Below are 16,806 nucleotides of genomic sequence, written 5' to 3'. Positions count from 1 at the left end.
ATTCTGCGTTAGAGCTGGCGGCACAGCAGCGCGTCGGGGACGCCACCGTGGTTCCACCTCCAGGTGTAGGCGACTCCCGCCACGTACTCATTGTCGGCGCACTGGCCCTTGTAGTAGCCGACGGACCAGTCGCTGGCGGTCGAGCCGCCACCGGAAGGCCGGTTGTCGCCATGGTCGAACCAAACGTTGCGCCCGGTTTTGGAAAGCGCACGGGACGCCGGCGCACACAGGAGAGCCGCCATGGAGTTGCTACGGACGGCATAGCCGACAGCGAAAGAGTTGGCCGGGCACTGCAGCTTGTTATAGCCCCAGGCCCAATCGCCATCGGTCACATACCGTTCGTCGCTGACGACGACCGGAGCGACGGTCGCGCGGGCGGGCGCGTTGAGGTCACCGCACAATCCACGGCTGCTGCTTCGGGCCACACCGGCCAGGCGCTGGCTGTCCGGGCACGTGCCCTTGCGGTTGCCCACGGACCAGTCCGGTTGCGACAGCATGGTTTCCGAGGCGTTGTGGTCAGCGAAATCCAGGTTGAGCATGTTCCAGCGCGGCGGTGCGGCCACGAAACCTGTCCTATGTGGAGCGTTGAGGAGCTTGTTCCAGTCAGCGGTTCGCCAGTCGCCCGGATCGTTGACGCCAAGGCGACTGCCATCAGCGGCATAGGACAGCAAAGCGTAGGTCTCGTTGGGCACACCGTTGGTGGACCAGCCGATGGCCGGCCAGTAGGCGAAGTCAGCGTCGTGGCGTACCAGCAGATCGGTGAAGTTACGGAACCAGGCTTTGTCCAGTGCGCTGGTTTCGACACGGCCGCTGACCCCGAATTCGCTTATCCAGACAGGGGCGGTGAAATGCTGGCCGTCTTGGGTCACGAAGAGCGACTCGTCGTTGACCACCGATGCCAGTTCCGCAGCGGTGAAGTCACGGTAGCGCGGGTCGCTCGTGGCGCCCCAGCCACTGTCGGCACCGCTGTTGGCGGGCCCGGTGAACCCGTAGTAGTGCGCTGCGTAGACGAGCTTGTCCGACTTCATCAGCGTGTGCGAAAGGTTCCGCACTGGCTTCAAATGTGGGCGGCCATGGGAGAAGAGCACATTCGGGATGCCGTACCAGTTGATGCCCTCCATCACGATAAGCAGATCCGGATTCGCCCGCAGGATCTGCTCCGCCGCGCGCTGATAGGCCCAGTACAGGTCGTGTTCGTTGCCCCAGCCCCAGTTCGGGTCGTCCCAGGTGTCGCGGCGAACCTCGTTGCGCAGGTCAACTCCCGCGACGCGCTTGTTGGTCTTGTAACGCGCTGTCAGGAATAGCCAGTCGGCGATCCACTGCTCCGTTGACTGGCCACTGTTCCAGCGCTCGTTTCCGTCCAGTCCACAGCACCAGCGGTAGGTCGTGTTGTGGTTGTTGAGAATCACGGCGAAGCCATCGGCGGTTAGCGCGGCGACGACGGCGTCGAAGATCTGCAGCGGTGTCTTGCCGCGCAGGTGGGGGTTCGCCGCGACCGCCGCATCCGGCACGGGAGTGGTGTCACGGATCAGGGCGTTGGCGAAGGGCAGCCGGATGCTGTTAATTCCTAGCGAATGCAGGTCTGCGATCAACGTCGGCAGTGGAACGCGGTCGAGCCCGGCCGGGATGTTGTGCGACGGTGAACGGCCCGCGTGGTTGGCTGGATCAGCCGGGTCACCTGAGCCCAGATACGTGCCCTGCGCACCACTCCAGTTGGCTGACACCAGCTTGAAGCGCTGACCGGCCGCGTCAACGACATACCTTCCGCGGGTGCTCAACGGTGCTGTCCAGGAGGAAGCCGATGCTTGCCCAGGCGCCGGGTCAACGGCTTGGGCAGGCAAGGGTGCTCCAATGAGGACGCTCAGCACCACAACGCCAAGGGTGAGCGCGCGCCGAGCGAAACGTGTGGCCCTCATGGTTTCCTTTCATGGCAGGAAATCGATGCGCATATGACAATACATGGAAGCGCATAGATGCATCGAGCCACGGGACCGGTTAGCGCACCTCGGCGCCGCACGAGGTACGCACCTTGAGCGACGGCAGAAGGGACACATGTTGAGTGGGTAGCTCGTCACGGCGGTTGAGACGGCGCAGAAGCAGTTCCATCGCGACTTGGCCAACCGCCCGTTTGGGCGGCGCGACCGCAGTCAGCGGTGGATCGGCCAGAGTCGCAAAGACATCGTCGTAAGACACAAGCGCAAGATCGCTCGGGATCCTCACCCCGCGAGCACGCAACAGCGAGGTGAGCTGGATGGCGGCGTCATCGTTGTGCACCAGCACCGCGCGCGTTCCGCGAGCGATAACACCGCCGATCTGGTCGGCGACACCCTCCATATTGGACGAGGGAATGTCCACGACCGGCTGCTTACGCAGGCCCAGGATCTTTACGGCAGTGGCATACCCAGCGCGCACATCGTGCGCGGTCCAGGTGTCACGCCGGGCAGCTAGTGCGATCGAGCTGTGCCCGAGTGCTGCCAGGTGACGAAGGGCGATCAGCACGCCGTGTTCATGGTTGGAGCTGACCGAGTCGAGCTCGGCCGCAGGTGTCCCTGGCGTTGGTGCTCTTTCGGCAAGAACCACCGGGACCGAAAGATCGCCCATCCATGCCGAGTCGCGAGAGTCGCCGTCCGGAGGCCAATTGGGGGTCAGCAGCAACCCTTGTGCCCCCGATTCAAGCAGTTGCCGAGCCGCTGACTGATCGTCGGCAGATTCATACGGGGCAATTCCCAGAATGAGCCGGGTCCCCGCCGCGGCCGCCACTGCGCGGGCACCGTCAATCACTTCGTCGAAATACTTGACCGCCGTTGGCACGAGCATGCCGACAGCGCCCACTGAGCTCGGTGACCCGTGGGATGAGGGCACGGAGACCGCGCCATGGGTCCGGTGCAGCAGTCCCTCTTCGGTCATCGACGCGACGTCGCGCCGAACGGTGACCTCCGGCTGCCCCAGCCGGGCCGCGAGATCCGCCACGCGCAGAGTGCCCTGAGCACGGACCAATTCCAGGATCCGTGCGCGCCGCTCAGTCGCCGTCACTGTCATGTCGCCTCCACGGGCGCACTGTAGCAGTCGACTGGTCGATCAAAGAATACCTTTATCCGATCAAGTTTCGATCGAACGATCTCTTTTGCTTGACTTCGATCACGATGGGTGGCGACACTCTCGGCTATGAGCCGCGGTGTCTATCTCAGCGAAATCGTTCTGCCGGTCGCTCGGCTAGGGCAGGACAATCCCCTGCCCTGCTTCAGTAAACCGCGCCACGTCAGCCCAGGGATGGACGCTGGCGAAGCCGACATCGAAATGACCCGAAACCTCGCCTATGGCCGGCCACTGACCATGCTGCCCTACACCGTCCAGGATAGATACACCCGCGACCGCCTAAACACCGTGCTTAAGACAGCGGTGGTGGAAAACGAGTTCATTCGCGCTGAGTTCCTGCTCGATTACGGCGGCCGCATGTGGTCACTGATCGACAAGCGCTATGGCCGGGAACTCCTGCATCGCAACCCGATTCTGCAACCCGCCGACCTAGGGCTGCGTAACGCTTGGTTCGCAGGCGGGGTCGAATGGAATCTGGGGACGACCGGGCACTCGCCGCTCACGTGTTCGCCCGTTCATGCCGCCCGCGTGGGCAAGAACGTATTGCGGCTGTGGGAGTTCGAGCGTATGCGAGAACTCGTCTACCAGCTCGACATCTGGGCCGAGGACGCCACGCTGTGCGTCCAGGTCCGGGTCACGAACCCGTTCCCCAAAGAAACCGCGGTCTACTGGTGGTCCAACATCGCCGTGCCTCAAACGCCGGGCATGCGGGTGCTCGCACCAGCGTCACAGGTATGGCAAGTCGCGGCCGATCGGAAACTGCGGAAAACTAAGACGCCGCAAAGTCTTTCGTTCCCTCAGCCCGTCGACTTGTTCTACGACATTCCTGAGAGCGAAACGCCATACATCGCCGCGCTTGACACCAAGGGCATCGGGCTGCTCCACACTTCGACGCCGATGCTCGAGGGCCGCAAGCTTTTCCACTGGGGAGACGGCGAGCGTGGGCGGCGCTGGCAAGATTGGCTGTCCCCTAACGGAATGCGCTACGTGGAGATACAGGCCGGCCTTACCCGGACGCAGTTCGAGCACCTGCCAATGCCAGGTGAGGCCCAGTGGACCTGGCTCGAGGTCTTCCGCCTCGCCGACGGCGAAAACCTCAACCTGGCTGTGCCCCCAATAGATCTCGCCGTCGCCGACCGTGTTCCGGATCAACGCCTTCACACCGGCTCGGGCTGGGGTGCGCTCGAAGGCCTCCGCTTGCCAGCCACCCCGTTTGACGACGACACCTTAGGCCGGGACCAGCAGAGCTGGCTGAGCCTGGCACGGTCGGGCACAATGCCCGCACCCGCGCCGAGGCTGGCGCCCGCGTCGTACCAGGTCGCTCCACAGTGGAGAGACAGGCTCGAAAACGCTTCCCCGCATAACTGGTTCACGCTGTATCACCTTGGCGTAGCCCGCTGGCAGGCCGGCGACCACGAAGGCGGACGCGTCGCGTGGAAAAGTTCGTATGAGAGCGCGCCGAACCCATGGGCCATGCGCAACCTGGCCTTCGCCGAATCCGACATCCATCAAAAGGTAGAACTCCTCAGAGGAGCGCACGCCTTGGTGCCCACAGCAAGAAGTGTTGCCGTGGAAGCAATCCAGGTGCTCCTTGACGCGGGGAGGCCTGCCGAGGCGCTTTCCCTCATCGACAGACTCATCCCGGATCTGCGCATAGACAGCCGAATCCGTTATGCCGAATGCCGCGCTGCGGTCGACGCCGGGCAACTGACTCGGGCCTCCCGGCTTCTCAACGCCGGCGTCGCACTTGACGACCGGCCCAGCGGTGACTTCTGAACCCCTGTGTAGGCAGCACTAGATATGATCAGAAAGGTTGATCGTTCGCTCATTCGATCGCCCATCCGATCATTTGCTACAAAAATCTTGACTCTGATCTAAAGCGGTCGCAAGATGTCACCACCGAAGCCTCCGGATACCCGGGCCGGGGCATTGGACGGGGTTCCTATTGCCAGTCCCTCAACATCGCCCGAATATCAAGGAGTTCCGTATGGATCCCTCCAAGCTCCTCGTCTACGGCTCCCACCGCAGAGTCATCGCATTTCTTACCGCAGCGGTGGCTGTCAGTGCCTTAGCCATAACGATCACCGCGCAATCAGCGACCGCACTGTCGCGAACAGTCCCGGCCGACACCGTCAACATCGATCACTCCTATGCCAAAACACCGCGCATGATTCTGCGTTCAGAATCCTGGACTCGAACCACCGCGGCCAGCATGAAGAAGACGGCCGATGACGCCGTCGCCACCGGCCTCGCCACCTTGGGCTGGAACACGGTCTCGTTCGACGACACCTGGGCCGTGCGGTCCGACTGCACCGACTGGGACACCGCCGCTACGGTGGTGCCCAATTGCAGCAACGGACGTAACACCACGACGGGCAACCTGATCCCATCGCCGGCGAAGTATCCCAACGGCCTCAAGGATGTTGGCGACTACCTGCACAGCAAGGGACTGTTCTTCGGCGTATACGCCAGCGGCGGCAAGTACATGTGCGACTACGGCAGCAGCGGACACCCCGCCGCACCCGGAAGCTTCGACCATTTCGAGACCGACTTCAGGTTCTTCGCCAGCGTCGGCGCCGACTACATCAAGCTCGACTACTGCGGTGAGCCGAACACGACCAACAAATGCTGCTTCACCGTCCTCGATAGCGACCTTGAGATCAACACGGCGATCGAGTCATCACGCCGGGCAGCGAACGCTATCAACGCGATCAAGGCTGACCCCGATCCCAGCAAGCGCAGGGCGATGGTGCTGAACATCTCCGCACCGGCATATGCGAACTGGGACAACGACAATTTCCCCACGCCGCTTTTCCAGCGCATGATGAACAGCATCGTGCCCGCCGGGCACGCCTACCGCGTCGGCGGCGACGTCGGTGGAACAAGCTGGGGGTTGACCACCACCCTCGTCGATATGATCGAAGGGTTGCGCCCCTTCGGCAAGCAGGGTCACTTCCTCGATCCCGACCGGCTGTACTTTGACGACACCGTCCTCACGACCGATAACAAGCTTGGCGGCTATGTCATGTGGGCGATGCAGAACAGCCACATGGTCGCGATGATCCGTAACTCCAACGCCAGCGGCGCGATCTCCTCCGCACAAGCCAGCCTCATGAACAAGCCCGGCATTATCGCGGTCGGCCAGGACGCGCTAGCGGCGACAGCCAAGCGTGTCGCCCGGGGCACCGGATACGACGTGTTCGCCAAACCGTTGAGCAACGGCGACTACGCCGTCGCCATCATGAACCGGTCGAACACTTCAGCGGTCACCGCGACAACAAGCGGGACGGTTATCGGAACAACCGCGCGCACGTTCTCGCTCACGGCGATCAATGGGCCCGCTGTATCCCCTGACGCCAACGGCAACTTCAGCGTCACGGTCCCGGCGGGAACCGCGGTCATGTACCGGCTCAAGCCGGCTAGCGCCTCATTCCACACCGCGTGGACCTTTGGCGCCAACGGTTCCACCTCGCGCAACTCCACCGCGATCACCGATGGCGACGCGCCCACCGCGGGAAGCCTGGACGCCAGCGGCCGGACCCTCTCATCAGACCGCCTGGCCAACAACACCCAGCTGCCCAACGGAAGCGCGCTAAGTGTGCGGGCGGGCCAGACGGTCACGATCGGCGGCGTCGCTTACGTCTGGCCGAACACGACGTCTGGTCAGTTCGACTCCATCAAACCGACCGGACAGACGATCGACTCGCAGTTTTCCGGAACCCAGGTGAACTTCCTCGGTACCTCCGGCATCGGCGAATCTGGCGGAACCATCCGCCTCAATTACTCCGATGGCACCTCGAGCACTGCGGCGTGGGGATTCCCTAGCTGGAGTTGTGCGCCGGCGACGGCCTACCCCGCGACCGTCGCGTTCCGGGTGTTCGGGCGCAACGACACCAACGGGTTGACCGACACCAGCACCGGATTCTGCGTCTACACCAGATCGGTGCCGATCACCGCCGGTAAGACCCTGCGGTCAATCACCCTGCCAGACGCGCCGAACGCGCGCATCTTCGCCGTCAAGGCGAGCTGACCCGAGCGAAAGCGGAAGCAGGATCTGGGAACTTGTTCTGTTCCCAGACCTGCTTGAAGCAGGTCATTGAGGCCGTCAAAACGCAGCAACGTCGAAGGCGCCGGGGACGGCAGCGGCGAGCCGGTGCTGCCGTCGCTTCACATCCGGCGGCACGCTGATCGGCAAACTGCTGCTTGCCCGAATCCATTGCTAACCTCACCTTTGGCGGACCCAAGCGCAACCACCTGTTCATCACGGCAGGCACCAGCCTGTGCGCGCTGCGCGTGACCGTCAACGGAGCCAAGTATCCACAGCAGACAGAGGTGCACGCGTGACAGCGCAATGGCAGCAACAGATCGCCGAAGAATTGACGGTAGCCACCGGATTCGACGCCGCCGCCGAAGCTGACCGGCGTGCCCGGTTCCTGGCTGAGCGGCTCCTTTCGACAGGCCGTCAAGCACTCGTCCTGGGCATCAGCGGCGGTGTCGACTCGGCTTGCGCCGGCAAGCTGTGCCAGCGCGCTGTGGAAGAAGTCCGCCGCGACGGCGGCCAGGCCACGTTTGTCGCGATGCGGCTGCCCTATGGCACGCAGCGAGACGAGGACGACGCCCAGCTGGCCCTCACGTTCATCGAGCCCGACACCGTGCTGACCGTCGACGTCCGGCCCGCCAGCGACGCCGCCTTGCAGGCCCTGTTAACCGCCGGGTTCACCTTCCGCGACGCGTACCAGCAAGACTTTGTCCTTGGCAATATCAAGGCCCGGCAGCGAATGATCGCCCAATACGCGGTCGCCGGGGCACTTGATGGTCTTGTCGTCGGCACCGATCACGCCGCCGAAGCGGTGACCGGGTTCTTCACCAAGCACGGAGACGGCGCGGCCGACATCCTGCCGCTGGCCGGGCTGACCAAGCGCCGCGTTCGCGCCATCGCTAGCACGCTCGGGGCACCGGATCGCTTGGTACACAAGACACCTACCGCCGATCTGGAAGATCTCGCGCCCGGTAAGGCAGACGAAGACTCACTGGGGCTGAGCTACGCCAGCATCGATGACTTCCTGGAGGGCCAGCACGTGAGCCCGGAGGTCGCCGACGCGATCGTCGCCCGCTATCAGCTCACCGTCCACAAACGAAACCCGCCGATCGCTCCGCAGCCCTAGGCCTGCCGCAGCAAGGACCGCAGCTCCTCGGCGTCGGCGGCGAGGTCGCCACGGATCGCCTGGCCGAGGATGGCCAGCCGCGGGTCTCCTGCGGTCAGCCACCGGTCCGCGAGTGGAACCCACATCCGGCGGGCCTCCGACATGGCGGTCAGTTTCAGCAGGTCACGGATCGGGCGTTGCGACCACAGGAGTCCTTCATCGTCGAGGGCATCGTGCAATTCGTCGGCGAAGGCAGCGATCAAGCCCGGCACCGTTGCCGAATCACTGGACAACGCCACCAGCGCGAGGGTCAGGAAGGGCCGTGAGGCGAGGTCATCGCGCCAGTCCCCCGGCTCGTTGAGGCGGCACCAGGCCAGGAAGCCGCGGGCCGCTTCAGAAGCGGCTGGCCCCAGCGCGACGGCCGACTCCACCAGCGGCATCAGCGAATCGACTGGCCTGCCATCCGAAGTTGAGGCGCTCACCAGCAACGTGCAACAGAACAACCGCATCACGTGCCGCCGGCGGGTTTCCTCGGGGCCCAACTCCGAACTGTCCACAGTGGACCAGCGAGTCAGCGCCAGCACCTCCGCCGCCGGATGCCCGATGAGCTCACTGGGCAGGCGCGAGACGAGACGCAGCTCCGCGACGGCGTCGCGGTACTCGGCCACGCCAAACCCGTAGTCAGCGGCCGCTATCTCGTCCAGCATCGATGAGTCGAGCTGGGAGGCGACCCAGTCGCGCAACACCAGCTCGGAGGGGCGCAGGCCGTCGAGCAGCCGCGTCAGCCCGGAATCAGCTGCCACCAAGGTCACCAGCCTCCAATGTGGATGTCCTGGGCGACAGTGTGCCAGCCGGGCTCAAGCTACGGCAGAAGCACCTCGACATTGAAGTATTTGCCCGCGTTCTCGCCGTACAGCTCCACGCCGTAGACCTCAATCGTTTTGCCCGCGTTAGCCTGCGCGATCTCGCAGTAGTACTGGCCCTGAATCTGCCCGCTGCCTGCACCCGCTCCGGTCACCGTGTTGATACCGACAAGTTCACGGGCGCTGTTGAGCAGAGGCCCGCCCGAGTTGCCGTGATTGAGTGGCGCCTGGTGCAGGATCAGCGACGGATGGCGTGGCAGGTCACTGCCGACTACCGTTGGTGTATCCGGTTGCGAGACGGGCCCGCTGACGGCGACCAGGCGAGGTGTTTCCGCGCTCTGGTCAATGGTTTCTGGGTAACCAAGCGCGAGCACTTCTTCTCCGGCTTTCAGCTCGCGGCTGCCGCCGCGACCACAACCACCGCGACGGTTAGCCCGAGCGCATAGGGTTCATCGCCAGCCCTCCCCTTCATGGGTAGATCGCTGACTAACTCGATTGCACCACGCTCGGCTCCTTCCCGCCCGGGATCGAAGAGGAACCGCTTCTTTGGGGTGACCTAGGGGTGTTGCCGAATGCCGTTCGCGCTCAGCGGAGCGCATATTTGAGGTACGAGCACCTTCAGCAAGTTAGAGGTGGTGTGCGAATGTCCAACCGCAGACCCGGCCTGACAACGGCCGACAAGGCAGAAGTCCTGTTCGCCAGTCCCCTGCAGCCCTCCGACGAGCCAACCTCGAAGCAAGTAAGAAGCGCGATCCTCCACACCCTCCGCGCGAACGGCGGCGTGAAGGGATGCGTCTCGCTCGTCGCGGCGGAGTTTGGTGAGCACCCCGAAACCGCGTGCCGGCGTATGCAGTGGGCACTCGGCCTGATCAAAGCCGCGTAGTTAGACGCGGCGCATCACCGACACGACCTTGCCGAGGATGACCGCCTCGTCGCCGTCGATGACGTCGTAAGCCGGATTGCGCGGCTCAAGGTAGACGTGACCGCTGCGGCGGCGGAACACCTTCACGGTCGCTTCCCCGTCGAGCATCGCGGCCACGATGTCACCGGTGTACGCGTCCGGCTGCTGACGCACCACGACGATGTCCCCGTCGCAGATCGCCGCGTCGATCATCGAATCGCCTTGTACCCGAAGGCAAAACAGCGTTCCTCGGCCGACCAGTTCCCGGGGCAGGGTCAGCATTTCCTCGGTGGACTGTTCGGCCAGGATCGGCCCGCCGGCGGCGATGGTGCCCAGCAGCGGCGCCAGCACCGGCTCCGGGGCGTCGTCTTCGGGACTTGTGCGCTGAAGGAACATGCGAACGTCAACCGGCCGGGTCAGCCCGGGTGAACGGCGCAGAAAGCCTTGTTCTTCAAGGTTTTTCAAATGTGCCGACACCGCTGACGGCGACTTGAGCCCCACCGCCCGTGCGATCTCGCGTGTCGTGGGCGGATAGCCGTGCCGGACAATCGAATCCTGGATGGTGGCCAAGATCTTGCGCTGGCGGGGGTTGAGCGACGAGGTGTCAGTCACCCGGGCAGCCTAAGGCATGATCGTCGCCCGGCTCGGCCGTGACGCGCCCGGTCAGCGGCGGATGAACTCCGCGACCCAGTCAATGACCTCTGGGCGGCGTTCGACCGGGGTGATGCTGACGGTGTCGAGCCCGTTGGCCGCGAAGGCCTCGATGTCAGCGTGCGTCATCCGCCACGGCGGCCCTTCTTCCAGCGATTCTCCTTCGTCTTGGCGCCCGGCGATGACGACGAGCCGCCCTCCTCCCGCGGCGACGAACTGGCTGACGCTGGCGGTCAGCGCGGGCCGAAGCTCACGGGGCAGGGCCTGGACAGTGAAGATTTCCACCACGAGGTCGAAGGCGTGGTGCCAATCCGCGGGCGGGTGCAGCAGGTCGGCGACGCGATAGTCCACAGTGGACTCGGGGTATCGCTCACGGGCGCTATCGATCGCCGTTTGGGAGACGTCGAAAGCGGTGGTGGCGAAACCGAGCGCGCTGACGAATTCCGCGTCGTTGCCCAGTCCACAACCGACCACCAGAGCGCTTTTCCCCGCGCTGGCCGGTTTGGTGGCCTGTGCCCAGGTGACCAGGAGGGGATGCGGCTCGCCACGGTCCCACGGCACGATCGCTTCACCTGCCGTGGCTTCCGTGTAGAGCCGGTCGAACCAGCCGATGGGGTCGCCTTCTTTCAGCGCCTCCTGAGCCAGGATGTTAACGCGGTCACGCGGATCCATAACCTGATCTTACTGCGGGACAACCAGAATCCGGGGCACCACCGCGGGTGCCCCGGGACGGTCTATCCAGCGCGGCGCAGCCGGCCGAGCATGCCATTGAGGTCGTGGACGAACAGTTCGTGGCGGAAGTAGTGCCCACCCGGGACCTCGTGCCATTCGTGCGGAATGCCAGCCCGGCCCAGCTCGGCGCGGAACTCCCGCTGCCCGGCGAGGACCTGTGTTTCGTTGACGGAATCGAACCAGTTGACAGGATCCGGTGAGGTGCCAGCGGCCAGGAAGATGCGCTTGTTGTGGTAACTGCCAATGCGCTGCACCGGGTTGTCAGCGCTGACGCGGGCCTCGTCCCAGAACGGTGCGCCATATACGGTTGCGCCGCCAAGGTCGAGCGCCGCGGAAGTCGCGTTGGCCCAGTGCACGACAAGGCCGAAGTCGCGGCGCAGGCTCGCCGGCCCCGAATGTGAACTGACCGAACAGAAATGCCCGTAGTACTTAGCCGTGTATTTCAGCGCCCCGAACCCGCCCATCGAGAAACCGGCCACGGCACGGCCGTTGTATTCGGGGAAGGTGCGAAAGTTCGACTCGATCCACGGCAGCAACTGTCCGATGTGGAACGTCTCCCAGTTGCGCGGGCCGGTGTTGCTGCCGACCGGGTTGCAATACCACCCGGTGGACGCGTCGGGCATGACGACGATGATTTCCTTGCCCGCCGTCAGGTTGATGATGTTGTCCTGCATATGGAAGGTACGGAAGTCCGCGTTGCCTCCATGCAGCAGATATAGCACGGGATATCGTTTTCCGCTCCAGTGGTATCCGTCAGGCAGCAGCACGTTGACCGCCGGGTCCCACGCGATCGCGTCGGTGGCGAACCGGTAATACTGCAGGCGGCCGCCGTTTTCGTTGCGGTCCACGATGCGCAGGCCATGACCGTCACCAGCGGCACTGGCGGGCAGGGGTGCGGCCAGTGCGCCGCCAACCAGGCCAGCCGAGCCCAGCAAAAGCGCCCGCCGGCTTGTTTTCGAAGTGATGCTCATGCATGCCAGGGTATGAAGAAAAGTTTCAGAACGGAACCCGTAAATCGATTTCTGTCCTATTTGTACTACTACTTCTTACGACCGGAACGTCCGCCGGTACATTTGCGGCGAAATTCCACGCCGGGCCGTGAACTGCTCACGTAACACCGCCGCGCTCGCGTAGCCGACCTGACGGGCAACCTCCTCTATGGACAGTGCCGTTGTCTCGAGGAGATCCTCGGCCCGTTGCAGGCGCTCGGCGACCAGCCAGGCGTTCGGTGTAGTACCAGTGGATGCTTTGAAGGAACGGATAAACGTGCGCTTGCTCATCAGCGCGTGCCCCGCGAGATCGTCAATGGTCAACTTGCGATCGAGCCGGCTACGCGCCCAGTCAAGGACTTTCGCCATCCGGTCGTCGCCGCTGCCCGGCACCGGCGACGACACGAACTGCGCCTGGCCGCCCTCGCGATGCGGCGGGATCACCATGTCCCGCGCGATCGCGTTAGCCGCGGCGGCTCCATGCTCACGCCGCACCAGGTGCAGCAACAGATCCGCACCCGCGGCCGCGCCAGCTCCGGTAAGAATCCGGCCCTCATCGACGTAAAGCACATCGGCGTCGACATCGACCTGCGGATGCCGTTGCGCCAGCAGCGCCGCGAACCGCCAGTGCGTCGTGGCCCGGTGGCCGTCCAGAAGCCCAGCCGCACCAAGCAAATACGCCCCGACACAGATGCTCGCCACGATCGCACCACGCTCATGCGCGTTCTGGAAGGCTGCCACAGCACCAGGTGCCGGGTCGGCCCGAAACTCGTTGCCAGGCAACGCGAGCACGAGATCCGCCCGCGCCATCGCCTCCAGGCCCGCATGAACTTCAACCCCAAGACCGAGATCAGTGGGTACGCTGCCCGCCTGATCCGAGCACAAAGCAAACGTGAACGGCGGCAACCCCGGGCGGGGGCTGAACAACTCCCCCACCAGCCCGAGGCTGAGCATGGTCACGCCCGCGGGCGCGTAGGCGGCGATCGACTGAAACGGCACTCTGGCACGATACCCGCGCACATTGGCAATCGTGCCAGTTTCGGGTCTGAGCTCACACGGTGCATGATCGTCACCATGACCGACGCACCCCTGGCCCGCACCGCGGCCTACCACATCCTCAACACCGGCTACACCAGCTCGACCGGGCCGGGCGTGGCCGCAACGGTCTCCTATGTCACCGACGGCGAGTTCCACCTCATCGTCGACCCAGGCATGGTCGCCAGCCAGTCAAACATCCTCGAACCCCTGGCCGCCCTTGGCCTGTCAGCCGCCGACATCACCGACGTGATCCTGACCCACCACCACCCGGACAACATCGTCAACGCTGGCCTGTTCGGCAACGCCCGCATGCACGACCATCACGCGATCTACCACGGCCACCACTGGACTGACCGCCCCGCCGAGGGCTACGAGTTCACAGCATCGCTGCGCCTGATCAGCACGCCCGGCCACAGCCGCGAGGACATCACGCTGCTCGCCGGCACGTCAGAGGGCATCGTCGCCTTCGCCGGCGACGTGTGGTGGCGGCCAGACGGCCCGGCCGACGATCCCATCACCCCCGACCGCGAGCAGCTGGCGCTAAGCCGCAAACGCATCCTCGCCGTCGCCGACGTGATCGTCCCGGGACATGGCGGACCGTTCCGTCCAACCACGACAACCCCGGTCTAGTCCTCCGCCTCGGCCGGAGCGTCAATTCAAACCCGCCGATCACATGAAAAGCGACGCGATCCACATAGGCGAGCCGCCTGGGTGGATGACCCACGACCAGACGAGCGGCACAGCCAACGGCATCACCAGCAGACCGGCGCCCCAGCCGAGAAGCATGCCCTTGCCTACCGGCCGCCGGGTGCGCGATACCAGCGGCACAGCTATGAGCAGCACGATTTCGGCTAGCAGCATGCCGTAGAGAAAGAACCACGTGCGGTCCTCGTCATAGGCGTTATCCGGCGCGGCGAACGCCAAAGCGAGCACGGCGCAGACAATCAACGCCAGGACGTGCCCGCCAACAGCAACACTTGCGCCACTGATCCTGCTTCGCATCCCCGGCAGTCTACTGTGGACAGAGCCAAGCGTGGGCCCGGCTGAATTAGCCGGGCCCACGAAACAACTCAGACGACGGTCAAGCGCCAGCGCTGGTTTTGGCCGGTGTGACAGGTCCATTGGATCAGAGCCGCGCCGTCGGCGGTTGAGCCGCCGTTGACGTCGAGGCACTTGCCGCTGTGAACCGCCTTAAGGGCATACACCCCAACGGTTGTCGTCGCCACAGCTTCCCACTTCTGGTTGTTTTGGTTGTTACACGTCAGCTGCACGATCGTGGCACCATCAGCGCTGGAGCCACCGGAGGCGGCCAGGCACTTGCCGCTGTGCACAGCCTTGAGGTAGACGTAACCGCCGCCCGCGTCGACGGCTTGCCACTTCTGGTTGTTGCCGCCCGTCGCGGCCCACTGGATCGCCGCCGCGTTGTCCGCGGTGGACACCCCACTGATGTCGGCGAGCTTGCTGCTGTGCTGGGCGGTCATCGTGTAGGTCTTGCCCGCGATGCCACCACTTGGCGTGGTTCCCACGCCCGCCCCGCCAAACGTGAACGAGTCCACATCGAACGAGTTGTTCTGCGAGGACTTGAAGACGAAATACAGGTTATGCGTCCCGGAGAGGGCTGAAACCGGTACCGCCGCGAGGTTTTGGTAATTGTCCCAGCCCCCGGTGTTGGGAACTGGCACGGTGGCCAGAAGCTGGCCCGTGGGTGAATCAGCACGCAACTCGACTGTTGAGCCGCCGTTGGGAGACGACACCCGCAAGCTCAGCGTGTTGATGTTCTGCAGGCTCATCGGGCTGAACATGATCCAGTCGTTGTTGCTGATGTCCCCGATGCGGTTTCCGCTTTCGGCGCCGGCCTGTGCGACGACCCGGATGCCGGACTGTGCCGTGAAGTACTCAGCCTGCTTGTGCTTAGGCTGAAGGACCGCCGAGGCATATCCGGTCAGCGGAGACACCGAGCCGTTGCCGTTGTCGGTGTAGCGGGCGTTGAACAGATAGAACAGGTTGGCTCCGTCCGGATGACCGCCAAGGATGGTGGTGTCAACGGTTCCCGAACATCCCGGCATGTCGGTTGTCGGGTGGGCGTGGTCATCGTGGCCCAAGGCGGGGTTCATGATGACGCGGCTGCAGTTGATCGTCCCGTCCTCGGGGTCGGAAACGCTTACGGTGTAAGCGACGTTCTGCCCGAAGTCGAGCATGCCACCGTTGGGAGGCATCGTGATGTTCACCGTCGGAGCACGGTTGCCGACCGTGATCGGGATAGCGGCGACGTTGGTGAGCCCGCCACTATCGCGCACGGTAAGCCGGGCGGAATAGTTTCCGTTGGTGGTGTAGGTGAATGACGGGTTGGGGGCGGTGGAATCGGTGGTGCCGTTGCCGTCGAAGTCCCACGCGTAGGTGATGGTGTCGCCACTGTCGGGATCGCTGGAACCCGTGCTGGAGAAGGCGACGTTAAGTGGCGTGATGCCGTTGGTCGGTGTCGCGCTCGCTCTGGCGACCGGGGCACGGTTACCGCGTACGTAATCGATGCGGTAAAGACCCGAGTCGGCGTTTCCGCCGCCGAAGCCTGATCCCCACTCGATCAGATACATGGCCCCGTCCGGCCCAAAGCGCATCGCCATCGGTTTGACGAACGTGACGCCGGGCAGGAACGGGTTGATTTTCACCAGGTTCCCGGAACTATCGAAATGGATTTCCTTGATGTAGTTACGCATCCACTCGAAGAAGAAGTGCGTTCCGTTGTAGTAGGCCGGGAATTTCGTCGCCGAGGTGCTGGCGGCGTTGTAGCGGTAGACAGACCCGCCCATGGGACCGGCACCGCCCGTGCTCATCTCGGGGAACTCGGCCGAAGCGCCGTAGCCGTACCAGATTTGCGGTTGCACGAGTGGTGGCAGGTTGCGCAGGCCGGTGTTGTTGGGTGAGTCGTTGACGGGGGCGTTGCAGTTGAACTTCGCGCCCACCACACCGGTGTCGGGGTTGTACGGTGCGTACGGCTGGTTGTTGCCGTGGCAGAACGGCCAGCCGAAGTTGCCGGCTTGTTTGATGACGTTGAGCTCGACTAGGCCTTCGGGGCCGCGGTTGGTGGTGCAGCAGCCGCGGTCGGGGCCGTAGTCGGCGACGTTGAGCCATCCGGTCTGCTGGTCGACATCGAAGCGGAATGGGTTGCGGAAGCCCATCGCGTAGATCTCGGGCTTAGTCTGCGCGGTGCCCTGGGGGAACAGGTTCCCGGCCGGAATCGTGTAGGTGCCATTGGTTTCCGGGTGGATACGCAGGATCTTGCCACGCAGATCGTTGGTGTTACCGGCTGTTCTGGCGGAGTCGAGCATGCTCTGCCCTGGGCGCCAGTCCAGTGGCGCGTAGCCTTGCCAGTGCGTGGACAGGTTCGGCGGGAC

General features: G+C 64.2%; 15 protein-coding genes and 1 pseudogene. 6 read left to right on the top strand and 10 right to left on the bottom strand.

Annotated elements, in window-relative coordinates; translation table 11 throughout:
* Window positions 1–8: 8 nt before the first annotated feature.
* Window positions 9–1,916 carry a glycoside hydrolase family 5 protein gene (locus tag A3E1_RS0130050; protein WP_020524517.1) on the bottom strand — a complete coding sequence of 636 codons (1,908 nt, stop codon included), beginning with the start codon at window positions 1,914–1,916 and terminating at the stop codon, window positions 9–11.
* A 79-nt stretch (window positions 1,917–1,995) separates the two neighbouring features.
* A complete protein-coding gene (locus A3E1_RS0130045; protein ID WP_020524516.1) occupies window positions 1,996–3,039 on the bottom strand; it encodes a substrate-binding domain-containing protein in 1,044 nt (347 codons plus the stop codon).
* A 126-nt stretch (window positions 3,040–3,165) separates the two neighbouring features.
* Between A3E1_RS0130045 and A3E1_RS42840 the strand changes: the two genes are divergently transcribed.
* The 4 genes and pseudogenes from A3E1_RS42840 (at window position 3,166) to nadE (ending at window position 8,261) form a co-directional block, all read left to right on the top strand.
* On the top strand, window positions 3,166–4,872 hold the full coding sequence (locus A3E1_RS42840; RefSeq protein ID WP_020524515.1) for a DUF5107 domain-containing protein: 1,707 nt from the start codon (window positions 3,166–3,168) through the stop codon (window positions 4,870–4,872).
* Between the two features lie 211 nt (window positions 4,873–5,083).
* Window positions 5,084–7,126 carry a glycoside hydrolase family 27 protein gene (locus A3E1_RS0130035; RefSeq protein ID WP_020524514.1) on the top strand — a complete coding sequence of 681 codons (2,043 nt, stop codon included), beginning with the start codon at window positions 5,084–5,086 and terminating at the stop codon, window positions 7,124–7,126.
* Between the two features lie 136 nt (window positions 7,127–7,262).
* A pseudogene (locus A3E1_RS47440) lies at window positions 7,263–7,440 on the top strand (SMP-30/gluconolactonase/LRE family protein); the annotation flags it as partial.
* Window positions 7,437–8,261: an ammonia-dependent NAD(+) synthetase gene (nadE, locus tag A3E1_RS0130025; protein WP_020524512.1), complete on the top strand. Its 825-nt coding sequence runs from the start codon at window positions 7,437–7,439 to the stop codon at window positions 8,259–8,261. The pseudogene A3E1_RS47440 and the gene nadE, both read left to right, overlap by 4 nt.
* Here nadE and A3E1_RS0130020 read toward each other — a convergent pair.
* Complete coding sequence (locus A3E1_RS0130020; protein ID WP_020524511.1) at window positions 8,258–9,052, bottom strand: hypothetical protein; 795 nt, start codon at window positions 9,050–9,052, stop codon at window positions 8,258–8,260. The two genes, nadE and A3E1_RS0130020, sit on opposite strands and share 4 nt — an antisense overlap.
* 50 nt (window positions 9,053–9,102) lie before the next feature.
* Window positions 9,103–9,495, bottom strand: a complete 393-nt coding sequence (locus A3E1_RS0130015) for a S1 family peptidase (protein WP_083929702.1) — start codon at window positions 9,493–9,495, stop codon at window positions 9,103–9,105.
* A 251-nt stretch (window positions 9,496–9,746) separates the two neighbouring features.
* Here A3E1_RS0130015 and A3E1_RS0130010 point away from each other — a divergent pair, with 251 nt between their 5' ends.
* Window positions 9,747–9,986 carry a hypothetical protein gene (locus tag A3E1_RS0130010; protein WP_020524509.1) on the top strand — a complete coding sequence of 80 codons (240 nt, stop codon included), beginning with the start codon at window positions 9,747–9,749 and terminating at the stop codon, window positions 9,984–9,986.
* Here the strand turns inward: A3E1_RS0130010 and lexA are convergent, their stop codons facing one another.
* The 4 genes from lexA to A3E1_RS0129990 all read right to left on the bottom strand — a co-directional run bounded on the left by lexA (window position 9,987) and on the right by A3E1_RS0129990 (window position 13,375).
* Window positions 9,987–10,616, bottom strand: coding sequence for a transcriptional repressor LexA (gene lexA / locus A3E1_RS0130005; protein ID WP_020524508.1), 630 nt, complete (start codon window positions 10,614–10,616; stop codon window positions 9,987–9,989).
* 51 nt (window positions 10,617–10,667) lie between these two features.
* Window positions 10,668–11,327: a class I SAM-dependent methyltransferase gene (locus A3E1_RS0130000; RefSeq protein WP_020524507.1), complete on the bottom strand. Its 660-nt coding sequence runs from the start codon at window positions 11,325–11,327 to the stop codon at window positions 10,668–10,670.
* 62 nt (window positions 11,328–11,389) lie between these two features.
* On the bottom strand, window positions 11,390–12,358 hold the full coding sequence (locus A3E1_RS0129995; protein ID WP_020524506.1) for an alpha/beta hydrolase: 969 nt from the start codon (window positions 12,356–12,358) through the stop codon (window positions 11,390–11,392).
* Between the two features lie 75 nt (window positions 12,359–12,433).
* Window positions 12,434–13,375 carry a GlxA family transcriptional regulator gene (locus A3E1_RS0129990; RefSeq protein ID WP_020524505.1) on the bottom strand — a complete coding sequence of 314 codons (942 nt, stop codon included), beginning with the start codon at window positions 13,373–13,375 and terminating at the stop codon, window positions 12,434–12,436.
* Window positions 13,376–13,450: 75 nt separating this feature from the next.
* Here A3E1_RS0129990 and A3E1_RS0129985 point away from each other — a divergent pair, with 75 nt between their 5' ends.
* Window positions 13,451–14,044 (top strand): MBL fold metallo-hydrolase, encoded by a 594-nt coding sequence (locus A3E1_RS0129985; protein ID WP_040392293.1) that lies wholly within the window; start codon window positions 13,451–13,453, stop codon window positions 14,042–14,044.
* A 39-nt stretch (window positions 14,045–14,083) separates the two neighbouring features.
* On the opposite strand, the gene A3E1_RS0129980 is transcribed toward A3E1_RS0129985, so the two are convergent.
* Together A3E1_RS0129980 and A3E1_RS0129975 are read right to left on the bottom strand one after the other, a co-directional pair.
* Window positions 14,084–14,416 carry a hypothetical protein gene (locus A3E1_RS0129980; protein ID WP_020524503.1) on the bottom strand — a complete coding sequence of 111 codons (333 nt, stop codon included), beginning with the start codon at window positions 14,414–14,416 and terminating at the stop codon, window positions 14,084–14,086.
* 68 nt (window positions 14,417–14,484) lie between these two features.
* A partial coding sequence (locus A3E1_RS0129975; protein WP_020524502.1) for an RICIN domain-containing protein occupies window positions 14,485–16,806 on the bottom strand: 2,322 nt, incomplete at its 5' end.

The sequence above is a fragment of the Catelliglobosispora koreensis DSM 44566 genome (assembly GCF_000379685.1).
Lineage (GTDB): Bacteria > Actinomycetota > Actinomycetes > Mycobacteriales > Micromonosporaceae > Catelliglobosispora > Catelliglobosispora koreensis.
The sequence above is the reverse complement of the archived record's forward strand: the minus strand, read 5'-3'. Positions and strand labels throughout refer to the sequence as shown.

Excerpts from the sequence above, each read along its gene's own strand:
- A3E1_RS0130050 (WP_020524517.1), bottom strand. The coding sequence starts at position 1,916 with ATGAGGGCCACACGTTTCGCTCGGCGCGCGCTCACCCTTGGCGTTGTG.
- A3E1_RS0130045 (WP_020524516.1), bottom strand. The coding sequence starts at position 3,039 with ATGACAGTGACGGCGACTGAGCGGCGCGCACGGATCCTGGAATTGGTC.
- A3E1_RS42840 (WP_020524515.1), top strand. The coding sequence starts at position 3,166 with ATGAGCCGCGGTGTCTATCTCAGCGAAATCGTTCTGCCGGTCGCTCGG.
- A3E1_RS0130035 (WP_020524514.1), top strand. The coding sequence starts at position 5,084 with ATGGATCCCTCCAAGCTCCTCGTCTACGGCTCCCACCGCAGAGTCATC.
- A3E1_RS0130010 (WP_020524509.1), top strand. The coding sequence starts at position 9,747 with ATGTCCAACCGCAGACCCGGCCTGACAACGGCCGACAAGGCAGAAGTC.
- A3E1_RS0130000 (WP_020524507.1), bottom strand. The coding sequence starts at position 11,327 with ATGGATCCGCGTGACCGCGTTAACATCCTGGCTCAGGAGGCGCTGAAA.
- A3E1_RS0129995 (WP_020524506.1), bottom strand. The coding sequence starts at position 12,358 with ATGAGCATCACTTCGAAAACAAGCCGGCGGGCGCTTTTGCTGGGCTCG.
- A3E1_RS0129985 (WP_040392293.1), top strand. The coding sequence starts at position 13,451 with ATGACCGACGCACCCCTGGCCCGCACCGCGGCCTACCACATCCTCAAC.
- A3E1_RS0129980 (WP_020524503.1), bottom strand. The coding sequence starts at position 14,416 with ATGCGAAGCAGGATCAGTGGCGCAAGTGTTGCTGTTGGCGGGCACGTC.